This window comes from Mesorhizobium sp. WSM4887 (assembly GCF_029625865.1).
Taxonomy (GTDB): Bacteria; Pseudomonadota; Alphaproteobacteria; order Rhizobiales; family Rhizobiaceae; genus Mesorhizobium.
On the sequence record NZ_JARTVP010000002.1, the window covers coordinates 992,558 to 1,004,237 of the forward strand.

The 11,680-nt window shown below is 65.1% G+C and carries 12 protein-coding genes; 5 read left to right on the forward strand and 7 right to left on the reverse strand.

The window, feature by feature from the left end:
• Positions 1-49: 49 nt before the first annotated feature.
• Together P9230_RS13090 and P9230_RS13095 are read left to right on the forward strand one after the other, a co-directional pair.
• Complete coding sequence (locus tag P9230_RS13090; RefSeq protein ID WP_066997323.1) at positions 50-457, forward strand: 4-oxalocrotonate tautomerase family protein; 408 nt, start codon at positions 50-52, stop codon at positions 455-457.
• A 304-nt stretch (positions 458-761) separates the two neighbouring features.
• Positions 762-2,984 carry an AMP-binding protein gene (locus P9230_RS13095; protein ID WP_127325461.1) on the forward strand — a complete coding sequence of 741 codons (2,223 nt, stop codon included), beginning with the start codon at positions 762-764 and terminating at the stop codon, positions 2,982-2,984.
• A gap of 244 nt (positions 2,985-3,228) precedes the next feature.
• Here the strand turns inward: P9230_RS13095 and P9230_RS13100 are convergent, their stop codons facing one another.
• Both P9230_RS13100 and P9230_RS13105 read right to left on the reverse strand, forming a co-directional pair.
• Positions 3,229-3,972, reverse strand: coding sequence for a phosphatidylcholine/phosphatidylserine synthase (locus P9230_RS13100; RefSeq protein ID WP_245457363.1), 744 nt, complete (start codon positions 3,970-3,972; stop codon positions 3,229-3,231).
• Positions 3,973-4,047: 75 nt separating this feature from the next.
• Positions 4,048-4,845: a phosphatidylserine decarboxylase gene (locus tag P9230_RS13105; RefSeq protein WP_082953739.1), complete on the reverse strand. Its 798-nt coding sequence runs from the start codon at positions 4,843-4,845 to the stop codon at positions 4,048-4,050.
• A 90-nt stretch (positions 4,846-4,935) separates the two neighbouring features.
• On the opposite strand from P9230_RS13105, the gene P9230_RS13110 reads away from it, so the two are divergent.
• Complete coding sequence (locus P9230_RS13110) at positions 4,936-5,094, forward strand: hypothetical protein (RefSeq protein WP_245457090.1); 159 nt, start codon at positions 4,936-4,938, stop codon at positions 5,092-5,094.
• Here P9230_RS13110 and P9230_RS13115 read toward each other — a convergent pair.
• The 4 genes from P9230_RS13115 to P9230_RS13130 form a co-directional block, all read right to left on the reverse strand.
• Positions 5,073-5,414, reverse strand: a complete 342-nt coding sequence (locus P9230_RS13115; protein ID WP_127215985.1) for an antibiotic biosynthesis monooxygenase — start codon at positions 5,412-5,414, stop codon at positions 5,073-5,075. The two genes, P9230_RS13110 and P9230_RS13115, sit on opposite strands and share 22 nt — an antisense overlap.
• Positions 5,415-5,545: 131 nt before the next feature.
• A complete protein-coding gene (locus P9230_RS13120) occupies positions 5,546-7,429 on the reverse strand; it encodes an ABC transporter ATP-binding protein/permease (RefSeq protein WP_278056420.1) in 1,884 nt (627 codons plus the stop codon).
• A 7-nt stretch (positions 7,430-7,436) separates the two neighbouring features.
• Complete coding sequence (locus tag P9230_RS13125; protein WP_067321203.1) at positions 7,437-7,784, reverse strand: metalloregulator ArsR/SmtB family transcription factor; 348 nt, start codon at positions 7,782-7,784, stop codon at positions 7,437-7,439.
• Between the two features lie 125 nt (positions 7,785-7,909).
• Complete coding sequence (locus tag P9230_RS13130; RefSeq protein ID WP_278119363.1) at positions 7,910-9,505, reverse strand: LysM peptidoglycan-binding domain-containing protein; 1,596 nt, start codon at positions 9,503-9,505, stop codon at positions 7,910-7,912.
• A 116-nt stretch (positions 9,506-9,621) separates the two neighbouring features.
• On the opposite strand from P9230_RS13130, the gene P9230_RS13135 reads away from it, so the two are divergent.
• Positions 9,622-10,233 carry a TIGR00730 family Rossman fold protein gene (locus P9230_RS13135; protein ID WP_066997348.1) on the forward strand — a complete coding sequence of 204 codons (612 nt, stop codon included), beginning with the start codon at positions 9,622-9,624 and terminating at the stop codon, positions 10,231-10,233.
• 70 nt (positions 10,234-10,303) lie between these two features.
• Here P9230_RS13135 and P9230_RS13140 read toward each other — a convergent pair whose 3' ends face one another.
• A complete protein-coding gene (locus P9230_RS13140) occupies positions 10,304-11,194 on the reverse strand; it encodes a LysR substrate-binding domain-containing protein (RefSeq protein ID WP_278112012.1) in 891 nt (296 codons plus the stop codon).
• A 116-nt stretch (positions 11,195-11,310) separates the two neighbouring features.
• Here P9230_RS13140 and P9230_RS13145 point away from each other — a divergent pair, with 116 nt between their 5' ends.
• Positions 11,311-11,601, forward strand: a complete 291-nt coding sequence (locus P9230_RS13145; RefSeq protein ID WP_278119365.1) for a muconolactone Delta-isomerase family protein — start codon at positions 11,311-11,313, stop codon at positions 11,599-11,601.
• The last annotated feature ends 79 nt before the right edge of the window (positions 11,602-11,680 follow it).

Genomic DNA, 11,680 nt, shown 5'->3' on the forward strand with positions numbered 1-11,680 from the left:
GGTCCCTTCATCGGCCGGCGCGAAGCCGTCAGAAGCGAAGGAGAGAAAAATGCCGATCATCAATGTCAGCGTCACTGGCGAGCCCGACGCAAAGCGTTCCGCCGCGATCGCGAAGGAGATCACCGAGATTACGGCCACGCATCTGCGCAAGGACCCGACCATCACCGCGGTTGCGGTCAGCTACGTCGATCCGCAGCACTGGTTCGCCGGCGGCAAGTCGCTGGCCGAGCATGGCACGAGCACCTTCTGGCTCGACATCAAGGTGGTGGACGGCACCAACACCAAGCTCGAGCTCGAAGCCTATCTCAAGGCGATTTTCGACGCCTTCGGCCGCCTGCTCGGCGGCGTCCATGAGGAAAGCTACGCGCTGGTGCATGAGGTTCCGGCGGCGGCCTACGGCTTTGGCGGCAAGAGCCAGGAGTTCCGCTTCATCAGCGGGAGACTGAAGGTGGCGTAGCGGCACGCCTTTCCCCGCTCCCCTGTGCGAGACGGTGGGTCGGCGCGCAGCGTCGAGACGGATGAGAGGTTTTGGAAGAAGCACGGCCTGGAAGAATCGATTGCTTTCAGGCACTTACATATCCAGCGAAGCGACCCGTCCAATACCCTCATCCGTCCGGGCTTCGCTCGGCCACCTTCTCCCGCAAGGGGAGAAGGGAGCGCCCTACCAGCCCCACATTGACCTTGCCCCCACTTCCGCTACCTTCTGCCACCGAAGCGGCCGCGCAAGAGCCGCACCGTGGAGGACGTTGGGAGAGAGCGGCATGATCCTGACATTGGCGCTGCTTGCCGGTCTTGTCTTTGCCTGGCTGCTGATTGGCGTGATCGAAAGGTTCCGGCTCGATCTGCGCTTTACCCAGGCGTTGCTCTACGTGCCGTTCAAGCTCGCCTACCGTATTGCCGACGACCGCATCCGCATTGCCCGCAATGCCCGCACGCCGGTGATCTATGTCGTTTCGCACCAATCGCGCATCGAGCCGGCGCTGATGCTGTCGCTCTTGCCTGACGACACGCTGCACATTCTGGACGAGGCCTCGGCCCGCTCGCCCTGGCTGGAGCCGTGGCGCGAGCTTGCCCGCACCATCGCCTTCAATGCCGAACATCTCTTCGTCAGCCGGCGGCTGGTGCGCGTGCTGAAGGGCAAGGGCCGGCTTGCGGTCTATCTGCCCGACGACGTCGAGCCGGACGTCAAGTCGTTCCGGCTGTTCCGCGCCATCACCCGCATCGCCATGCAGGCCGACGCCCGCATCGTGCCGATCTTCGTCGCCGGTGCGCGCGACCTGCCGATGTCGCTGACGCCGGCCGACAAGGCGCCGCGTCACTGGTTCCCGCGCCTGTCGCTCAGCGTGCTGGAACCGATGACCGTGGCCGAGCTGGTGGCTCGCAACCCCGACATGGCGTCGAACACCAACGCCCTGTTCGACCGGTTTGCCGAGGCGCGGCTCTACGGCAGCAATCTCGACCGCGGCCTGTTCCTGGCCATGCGCGACGCGGCGGATCGCGTCGGTGCCTCGCATCCGATCATCGAGGACGTGATTTCGGGCGCGCTCAGCTATCGCAAGATGTTCATCGGCGCGCGCGTGCTCGGCCGCCGCTTCGAAGCGGTGACGGCGCCCGGCGAAGCGGTCGGCCTGCTCCTGCCCAATGCCAACGGCGTGGTGCTCTCCTTTGTCGGGCTTATCTCGGCGGCCCGCATCGCGGCGATGATCAACTACACCGCCGGCCCGGCGAGCGTCACCGCCGCGATCCGCACGGCGGTCATTCGCACAGTGGTCTCTTCTCGCGCGTTCATCGAGAAGGCCGCCATCGACGACATCGTCGCCGCCGTCGAGGCGGGCGGCGCCAAGATGCTGTGGCTGGAGGATGTGCGCGAGAGCGTGACCTTGCTCGACAAGGTCGCGGCGGCGCTTTTCTGGCGTTTTCCGCTGCAGCGGCAGCAGGCGTCGAAACCAGCGGTGATCCTGTTCACCTCGGGCTCGGAAGGAACGCCGAAGGCGGTGGTGCTGTCGCACCGCAACCTTCTCGCCAACGCCATGCAGGCCGAGGCCCGCATCACGATCTCGCCGGCCGATATCCTGCTCAACGTGCTGCCCGTCTTCCATTCGTTCGGGCTGACCGGCGGCACTATCCTGCCGCTGGTAACCGGCGTGAAACTGTTCCTCTATCCCTCGCCGCTGCACTACAAGATCATTCCGGAGATCGCGCGCAAGGTGAAGCCGACCGTCATGTTCGGCACCGACACTTTCCTCGCCAACTATGCCCGCACTGCCAAGGACGGCGATTTCTCCAGCCTGCGTTTCGTTGTTGCCGGCGCTGAAGCGGTAAAGCCCGAGACAAGGCGCACCTACCGTGACCGTTTCCAGGCATCGATCATCGAAGGTTTTGGGCTGACCGAGGCGGCGCCAGTGGTGGCGGTGAACACCGCCATCCACAATCGCGACGGCACGGTCGGCCGGCTGCTGCCGGCGATCCGTATGAAGCTTGAGCCGGTCGAGGGCATCAGCGAGGGCGGCCGGCTTTGGCTCGACGGGCCGAACATGATGATGGGCTACATGACCGCCGACCGCCCCGGCGAGTTGCAGCCGCTCGAGGGCTGGCACGACACCGGCGACATCGTCTCGGTCGACCGCGACGGCTTCATCACCATCCGAGGGCGGGCAAAACGCTTTGCCAAGATCGCCGGCGAGATGGTGTCGCTGGGCGCGGTCGAGATGCTGGTGCAGTCGCTATGGCCGGAACAGCGCCATGCCGCGGTGGCGGTGCCCGATAAGAGGCGCGGCGAGCGCATCGTGCTGGTCACCACGGCCGACGATGCCAATGCCGAAGAGCTGCGCCAGTTCGGCAAGAAGGCGGGCGCGGCCGAGTTGATGGTGCCCAATGACATCATCAAGGTGGAAGAAATCCCGGTGCTGGGTTCCGGCAAGACGGATTACGTGTCGGCGCGGAAGCTGGCGATCGACCGGCTGGGATTGGGGGTAGCGGCCTAGCGCGGTTATTTCCCCCCTTGTGGGGGAGAAAGCATTTTCCTGCATTCGCGAGCGGGCTTGTCCCCGAGCAAGTGCTTGGAAAATACCGGAGAAGGGGGTCTCGTAGGGCGCGGAGGCTGCTTCTTGTAGAGCGCCAACTTCTCATGTTAGGCGCTTTCCCCTCTCTTGCGATTTCCAACACTTAGCTTCGCTAAGATGTTGAAATGGCTATTTCCCCCACAACGGGGGAGATAGGGCGCAGTGCTTACCCGATATCGGAAGGCGGCACCTTCTCGCCTTCGCGCATGGCCCGCTTCGAATAGGCCCGCACCGAGAACGGCAGGAAGACGAGGTAGCCGGCGACCGATGCCGTCAGCGTGTACCAGGGATAGGCCATCAACAGCAGGATGTAGAGCACCACGCCGAGGATGACCGGAAGCACTCTGTCTCCCGGCACCTTGACGCTCTTGCCCGAATAGACCGGCAGCCGGCTGACCAAAAGGAAGGCGACGAGCACGGTGAAGCCGGTGGCGACGAAGGCCGCCGGCCGGGTCGGTTCCAGGCCGAGCCGCAGGAAGTAGAGATAACAGGGCAGCATGACCAGCACCGCGCCCGCCGGCGCCGGGACGCCGACGAAATACTCGGTTTGCCAGGCCGGCTGATCGGTGTCGTCGGCCAGCACATTGAAGCGAGCGAGCCGCATGCCGCAGGCGATGGTGAACAGGAGCGCCGCGATCCAGCCCGGCGAGCCGGCGCGGTCGAGCAGGAAGGCATAGAGCACCAGCGCCGGCGCGACGCCGAAATTGACGATATCGGCCAGCGAATCCATCTGCGCGCCGAACTTCGAGGTCGCCTTCAGCATGCGCGCCAAGCGGCCGTCGATGCCGTCGAGGAAAGCGGCGAGCAGCACCATGACCACCGCCGGCTCGAAGCGGTCCTCGAAGGCGAAGCGGATGCCGGAAAGGCCGGCGCAGATCGCAAGAACGGTCACCAGATTGGGCAGCACCATGCGCATCGGGATCTCGCGGATGCGCGGGCCGCCGCTGGCGTGTGCCTCGAACTTCTTGAAAGGCGCGCCCACCGCTCAGGAAATCCTGACCAGCGGGGCGACCGCCGCGCCGCCGAACTCGGCAAGCACCGTCTCGCCGCCTACCGCCGTCTGGCCGACGGCGACGCGCGGCACGGCGTTCGACGGCAGGAAGACGTCGACGCGGGAGCCGAAGCGGATCAGGCCAAAACGCTCGCCGATGCCGATCGAGCCGCCCTGCTCGGCCCAGCAGACGATGCGGCGCGCCACAAGGCCGGCGATCTGCACGGCGGCGATGGTGCCGTTGGGGCTGTCAATGACCAGGCCGTTGCGCTCGTTCTCGGAGCTTGCCTTGTCGAGCTCGGCATTGAGGAATTTGCCGGGACGATGCTCGATCCGCGTGATCCTGCCACGCACCGGCGCGCGGTTGATATGGCAGGAAAAGACATTCATGAACACCGAGATACGGGTCATTTCGCCCGTACCCAGACCAAGCTCGCGCGGCGGCACGGCAGGCCCGACCGCCGAAACCACGCCGTCGGCCGGGCTGACCACCAGCCGGTCGTCGACCGGCGTGACGCGCTCTGGGTCACGGTAAAAATAGATGCACCAGCCGGTGAGGATCAGCCCGAGCCAGAACAGGATCGAGGAGAAATAGCCGAGGAACAGCGTTGCCGCGCCGAAGGCGGCGATAAAGGGATAGCCCTCGCGATGGATCGGAACGAACGTATTCTTGATCGTATCGAGAAGAGTCATAGGGCTTGGGGCGGTCGCTGTTTCAGGTCCGGTCTGAATAGCGGAAAGCCCCCCTCCCCGCAACGCAACAATGGGAGAGGCGAATAGCGAGGGACTCATAGCCGTGATTTTAGCGCCGGCCTGTGTCAGGGTGCGCGAGGGCGGTGCGAAATCGACAAGGTCGAGGTCGATCGGGGCTGCTTTGCCTGCATGCTGGGCGGTGCCGACGGCAGGACGCTGTTCATCACCGCCGCCGAATGGCGCGGCTTCGAGAACATGGTCGGCGACGCCCGCACCGGCCAGGTACTGGGCGTCGCCGCGCCTGCACCCGGCGCAGGCTGGCCGTCTTACACCTCCGGCACGCGCTGATAGTGCGCGATATCCGCCTTGACGCCGAGGCGGGCGATCGTTGCCTGAGGGCTGAAGGCGATGCGCTCGTGCGCGGCCTTGACGATCGGCACGACGTTGTCGACCGCGGCCTGGCTTTCCCATTCGACCATGGTGACGATGTTGAATTCGCCGGGGCCGGAGAACTGCTCGAGCAGGAAGTCCTGCACGAAGCCGTCCTGCTGGCGCAGCAATTCGTGCGTCATCCTGACCTTGCCGAGGATCTCGTCGCGCGCTTCCGCCGGCACGACGAATTTGTCGACCCGGAACACGCTGCCAGCGCGTTGATCTTTATTATTCATCGATCGGTCTCCGTTCTTGGAAGGCTTGCTTCGCAGGGGTTCGGAGCCGGTTTGCAAGCTCAAGCTAGGTTGAGGTCAACAGAATTTTTTACCCTTTCCTCTTTCCCTTACGGGAGAAGGGGAAGTAGGCGCTAGCTCACCTCCGACGTCCTTCTCCGTACGATCACGCCGAACTCGTCGCTTTCACGCGCAATGCGCAGGCGCTCCTCGGCTTCGGTGGCCTCGCGCTGGCGGTCCCACATCGAGGCATAGAGGCCCTGCTGGCGCAAGAGTGCGGCGTGGGTGCCGCGCTCGGCGATCTGGCCGTCCTTCAGCACGATGATCTCGTCGGCCGAGATCACCGTCGACAGCCGGTGGGCAATCACAAGGGTGGTGCGGCCCTTGCTAACGAGGTCCAGCGCCGCCTGGATCTCCTGCTCGGTCTGGGTGTCCAGCGCCGAGGTCGCCTCGTCCAGCATCAGGATCGGCGGGGCCTTCAGGATCGTGCGGGCGATCGCGACCCGCTGCTTCTCGCCGCCCGACAGTTTCAGGCCGCGCTCGCCGACCATCGAGCGGTAGCCGTCGGGGAGTTTTTCGATGAACGGCCCGATCTGGGCGAGTTCGGCGGCCTTGCGCACCTCCTCCTCGCTGGCGCCGATGCGGCCATAGCGGATGTTGTAAGCGATGGTGTCGTTGAAGAGCACCGTGTCCTGCGGCACCATGCCGAGCACCGCGCGCAGGCTCTCCTGGGTGACGTCGCGGATGTCCTGGCCGTCGATCAGCACCTGGCCGCGCTGCACGTCATAGAAGCGGAACAGAAGCCTGGAGATGGTCGACTTGCCTGCGCCGGAGGGGCCGACGATGGCGACCGTCTTGCCGGCCGGCACCTCGAAGGAGACGCCCTTCAGGATCTTGCGGTTTGAATCATAGGAGAAGTGCACGTCGCGGAACTCGACCTTGCCGGCACTCACCTTCAACGGCCTGGCGTCCGGCTTGTCGACAATCTCCTGAGGCACGTCGAGCAGGTCGAACATGTGCTCGATATCGGTCAAGCCCTGGCGGATTTCGCGATAGATGAAGCCGATGAAGTTGAGCGGCACCGACAGCTGCATCAGCATGGCGTTGATGAAGACGAAATCGCCGACCGACTGCGTGCCGGCCTGCACCTCCAGCGCCGACATGCACATGACGACGACCGTGCCGAGGCCGAAGATGAGACCCTGGCCGAAGTTAAGCCAGCCGAGCGAGGTCCAGGTCTTGGTGGCGGCGGTTTCATAACGCGCCATCGAGCGGTCGAAGCGCTCGGCTTCCATGCGCTCATTGGTGAAATATTTGACCGTCTCGAAATTCAAGAGCGAGTCGATCGCCTTGGTGTTGGCGTCGGTGTCGCTTTCGTTCATGTCGCGGCGGATCGAGATGCGCCAGTCGCTGGCCTTGACCGTGAACCAGACATAGATCCACACGGTGACCGCGACCACGGCGACGTATTTCCAGCCATAGGTGTAGGCGAAAATGCCGGCCGTCAGCGCGAATTCGAGAATGGTCGGCGCCGTGTTCAGCATGACAAAGCGCACGATCGTCTCGATGCCCTTGGTGCCGCGCTCGATGATGCGCGACAGACCGCCGGTGCGGCGCTCAAGATGGAAGCGCAGCGACAGCTGATGCATGTGGACGAAGGTGCGGAAAGCAAGCTGGCGCACCGCGTATTGGCCGACGCGGGCAAACAGCGCGTCGCGCAGCTGGTTGAAGCCGAGCTGGACCAGCCTCAGCACATTATAGGCGATGACCAGCATCACCGGCGCGAGCATGAAGGCGGGCAGCGGCGGCGGCGTCTTCGAGGCGTGGGCGAGCGCATCGGTTGCCCATTTGAAGAAATAGGGGCCGGCGACCAGGGTGACCTTGGCGACGACGAGAAGCAGCGTCGCCCAGGTGACGCGGGCTCTCAAGTCGGCACGGTCGGCCGGCCACATATAGGGCCACAGATTGCGCAGAGTGGTGAGGGTGCCGGTTTCGGCGGAGACGGTCTTGTCGGCCATTTTGTTCTTAGCTTTCTTTCATGCTTTCGCCGCAGCAGGAATCGACCAGGGCCGCGAGCGACGCCGAGACCTCGGCGAGCGTAGCGCGGTCCACCGCGTAGCGTGAACGCTGGCGATCCGCCTCGAAGCGGACGAGCCCTGCTTCGACCAGGATCTTCAGATGCTGCGAAACGGTCGACTGGGCGAGATCGAGATGATCGACCACCTCGCGGCAGGAGCAGCAGCTACTGGCCGAGAGATGCTTCAGGATCTCAATGCGTGCCGGATGCGACAGCGCCGCGAACCGCGTGGCGATGCCGCGGCTGTCGAGGGCTCGGCTATTGAGGGCGCGGTTGACGGATAGGGATTCGGTCATCGTTCATCGCCGATAAACGATGGAGGATGAGAGGGCAAGCCAGGCGGATGGGTAGCACGGTAGGAAGTGTCGAACGCCGGCGTCCCTCTGCCCTGCCGGACATCCCCACGAGGGGGATTGCGCTCTTACTCCGTCTTTGGCGCCGTCATCTGGTCACCCATGGCCTTCATGTCGGCCGGCTCGCCTTCCTTCGACTTGCCGGGGACCTTGAAGACCTGACCGGGCCAGATGCGGTCGGGATTGCGGATCTGATCCTGGTTGGCGAGATAGATGGTCGAGTAGCGCACGCCATGGCCATAGACGCGCCGCGAGATGCGCCAGAGCGTATCGTTGCGGCGGATGATGACGGCTCCATCGACGTGTTCGAGCTTCGGCGCCATGGTTTCAGGCACGTCGGCCGCAGGATTCGCTTCGGCGACCTCGGCCGACGTGTCGGCGGTCGCGGCGGGCTTGCCCGCTTCGTCGGTAGCGGTGGCCGGCGCCGTCGTCTCGGCGGGATTGGCCGCCCCGGACTTCGCCTCCGCGGGCTGGGACCCCGCACCCTGGGCGAGCTTGCTGTCGGCGGGCTTGGTCTGGTTGGGCGCGACGGCGGCAATCGACTCGCCGGGCTCGCGTTCGAACGGGACAGCGGCGCGGGCGACGACCTTGACGCCGTCGTCGGCCAGGCCGTCGACATGAATGGTGTGGTTGCCGACCGGAATGTCGCGCGCCGCCTCGATCAGGAAATGGCCGTCAGGCGAAGTTTTCGCCTCGCCAAGCAGTACATCGTCGGCATAGGCGCGCACCTTGCGGCCGGGATCGGCCCTGCCCGCGACGAAGATCTTGCCGCCGTCGATCTCAACCGCCTCGACGGCGATCTTCGGTTCGTCTGCGGCGGCGTTCTGGGTCGCGGGAGCCGAAGCCTGATCCGTAGCTGCCGGTGCCGTTGCAGCCGGCGGCGCCGCCGGGGCAGACGCCGCCGGCGCGGTTGCGGCCGGGACCTGCGGATCCGGGGCGGCTGCCTGACCGGTGGCGGCAGTTGCCGCCGGCTTGGCCGCGGGCTGCGGAATAGTCAGCAATTCGGACGGCTTGCCGGGCTCCTCGACCATCGCCAGCACCTGGCCGGTCGGGCTCTGCGGCACCGAGACGACGGCGGTCTGCGCCGAGGCGACGGCGACGCCGCCAGCGGTCGAGCGCAGCGTGATCGTGTAGTCGCCCGGCTTCAGCGGATCGTCGAGCACGATGGCGAAGGCACCATCGGGACCGGCATCGGTCGAGCCGAGCACCGTGCCGCCGTTCAGGACCTCGACCTTGGCATTGGGCGCCGCGCTGCCGGCGACGACAATCGAGCCATTGCCTTCGACGCGCACGACATCGAAGGTTGGCAGTGTGGGTCCTGCGGCGGCCGGCGCCTGAGCGGCCGGGGCGGATTCCGCCGGGGCCGTCGCGTTGTTGGCAGGCGCCGTTGCATTGTTGGCGGGCACCATCTTGTTGGCCGGCGCCATCGTGTTGTTGGCCGGCGCCATTGTATTGGCCGGGGCTTGCGCCTGCGGTACGCGCGCCTCGGTGGAGGTGCTTGAGGATTCGGCCGGCTTCGTGCCTGCCTGCGGCAGCGACGCGACCTGCGGCGGATTCTGCTTGTTGATGTATGGGTCGAGCGCGCCCGACCCGTAGGCGACCGCCGCGACGACGGCAACGCCGCCCGCCGCGAACAAAAACGCCTTGGAAGAATTGATAGCCATAATCTTTTCTGCCCCTTAGCCACCTAACGCCGGTCTAGCGTGTTTTCACCAAGCTCACAAGAAAAAGCCCGTCCTTGGGCTTGACCGCGCCAACCGTCCCTATCACCAATCATGACATGAACACGATTCGATCCGTCTGCGTCTATTGCGGTTCGTCTCCGGGCCGCGACGAGGCCTATGTCAAGGCCGGCCACCTGCTCGGCCGCTCGCTGGCGAAGTCCGGCCTGCGCCTGATCTATGGCGGCGGCACCAAGGGAATCATGGGCGCCGTCGCAGACGGGGCACTCAAGGCCGGCGGCAAGGTGACCGGCATCATCCCGCGCTTCCTGATCAACAAGGAGGCGACCGAGACCGCTCTCGACAAGCTCGACGAGCTGGTGATCACCGACAACATGCACGAGCGCAAGCACAGGATGTTCGAGAAATCCGACGCCTTCGTGGCGCTGCCGGGCGGCATCGGCACGGTCGAGGAGATCGTCGAGATCATGACCTGGGCGCAACTCGGCCATCACCGCAAGCCGATCGTGTTCGCCAACATCAAGGCCTTCTGGGACCCGATGCTGGCGCTCATCGAGCACATGTCGGGCGAAGGCTTCATCCACACCGCACATAGGGTGAAGCCGCTGGTGGTCAACGACCCCGAGGCCATCGTCGCCGCCATCATGGTGGCGGGCTCGTCGGTCGACGCGCCGACGGAAGGTGTGCAGGCGGTGATCGACAAAATGTAAGGTGAATGGTGAATAGTGCGGATCGCGTGAGCCGAAATCTGTCCACCGCCAGATAGCAACCATTCGCTATTCACCATTCACCGTTCACCGTCCTCCTCAAATCCTCAATCACCGCCCTCCGGTCATTGCGCCGCCAGGCGAGATGGATTTCAACGCTGCGCTTGAACCATGGCAGGTCGCGAAAGACGATGCCGGCCGGCGCAGCGCTTTGCAGGCTTTCCTGTACCGTCGCTAGGCCCAGCCCGGCGCTGACCAGGCCGAGCGAGGTCAAGGGATCGGCCGTCTCGTAGGCGATGTCGGGCACGAAACCGGCCTCCATGCAGGCCGCCAGGAACTGCGCGCGGTTGGTGTCATCGGGTTGGCGCACGACGGTGATCCAGACGCGGGCGTCAAGATGGCGGGGCCTGATGTCGCTCGCATCGACAAGCGGATCGCCTTCGGGGATCGCCAGCACCAGCGGTTCGCGCCGCACCAGCATGCTCTCGATATCCGGATCGCCTTGCGGCGCCGGCGCGTAGACGAATCCGAGGTCGAGCACGCGCTGGCGCAGATCCTCGAACTGCGCGGCCGTGCGGCGGCTTCTCAGTTGCAGATGAAAATCCGGCCGCTCGCGGCGGAATTCCCTGAGCATCGCGGCGATCAGCCCGGCATGCACCGCCCCCTCGACGTAGCCGATGGCGAGGCTACCGGTCGCGCCGCTTGCAAGCTTGCGGCCGAGCTCCTCCAGCCGCGCGGCATTGACGAGCAGAGCGCGCGCCTCGGCAAGGAAAGCCCTGCCCTCGGCGTTGAGACGGACGCGCTGCTTCGATCGCTCGAAAAGCGTGACGCCGAGTTGCTCCTCGAGGTGCATGATCTGCCGGCTCAAGGGGGACTGCGAGATATGCAACTGCTCGGCGGCGCGGCCGACATTGCCGGCCTCGGCGACGGCGACGAAATAGCGGATCTGCCGCAGGTCGAGCATTCTGCGTCTCTATGATTTAAGTCCTTCAAGGTCTGAACTTTATCCTAATCAGTCTTGGACAGTCTGACCAGCCGGCGCGATATCTGCCGCATCAACCGGCCACAAAGGAGACCGCCATGCAGTTCTTTGCCCTTCTCACCCGCAACACCGAAAAGTTCAGCGATAGCGATTTCGCGCCGCTGCTTCCGGGCGAAGCCGAGCAGCGGCGCACGCTCTATGCGCAAGGCGCCGTGCGCCAGGTCTGGAACCGCGGTGACATCCCCGGCAGCGGCATGATGTTCGAGGCTGCCGACGATAAGGAGGTGCGCGACCATCTCGCCACCCTGCCGCTGGTCGAGGCCGGAATGATGGACATCGCGGCGATCGTGCCGCTCAATCCCTATCCCGGCTTCGGCCCGAAGCGTTGAGACCGGGATGAAGAGAGGTGCTGCCGCTCACCCGGCAGCACCTATGAGCGACCAAGGAAGCGACGCCAAAGGCCCGCCC

Coding starts and splice junctions, on each gene's coding strand:
- P9230_RS13090 (WP_066997323.1), top strand. CDS start 50: ATGCCGATCATCAATGTCAGCGTCACTGGCGAGCCCGACGCAAAGCGT.
- P9230_RS13095 (WP_127325461.1), top strand. CDS start 762: ATGATCCTGACATTGGCGCTGCTTGCCGGTCTTGTCTTTGCCTGGCTG.
- P9230_RS13100 (WP_245457363.1), bottom strand. CDS start 3,972: ATGGTGCTGCCCAATCTGGTGACCGTTCTTGCGATCTGCGCCGGCCTT.
- P9230_RS13105 (WP_082953739.1), bottom strand. CDS start 4,845: ATGAGTCCCTCGCTATTCGCCTCTCCCATTGTTGCGTTGCGGGGAGGG.
- P9230_RS13110 (WP_245457090.1), top strand. CDS start 4,936: ATGCTGGGCGGTGCCGACGGCAGGACGCTGTTCATCACCGCCGCCGAA.
- P9230_RS13115 (WP_127215985.1), bottom strand. CDS start 5,414: ATGAATAATAAAGATCAACGCGCTGGCAGCGTGTTCCGGGTCGACAAA.
- P9230_RS13120 (WP_278056420.1), bottom strand. CDS start 7,429: ATGGCCGACAAGACCGTCTCCGCCGAAACCGGCACCCTCACCACTCTG.
- P9230_RS13125 (WP_067321203.1), bottom strand. CDS start 7,784: ATGACCGAATCCCTATCCGTCAACCGCGCCCTCAATAGCCGAGCCCTC.
- P9230_RS13130 (WP_278119363.1), bottom strand. CDS start 9,505: ATGGCTATCAATTCTTCCAAGGCGTTTTTGTTCGCGGCGGGCGGCGTT.
- P9230_RS13135 (WP_066997348.1), top strand. CDS start 9,622: ATGAACACGATTCGATCCGTCTGCGTCTATTGCGGTTCGTCTCCGGGC.
- P9230_RS13140 (WP_278112012.1), bottom strand. CDS start 11,194: ATGCTCGACCTGCGGCAGATCCGCTATTTCGTCGCCGTCGCCGAGGCC.
- P9230_RS13145 (WP_278119365.1), top strand. CDS start 11,311: ATGCAGTTCTTTGCCCTTCTCACCCGCAACACCGAAAAGTTCAGCGAT.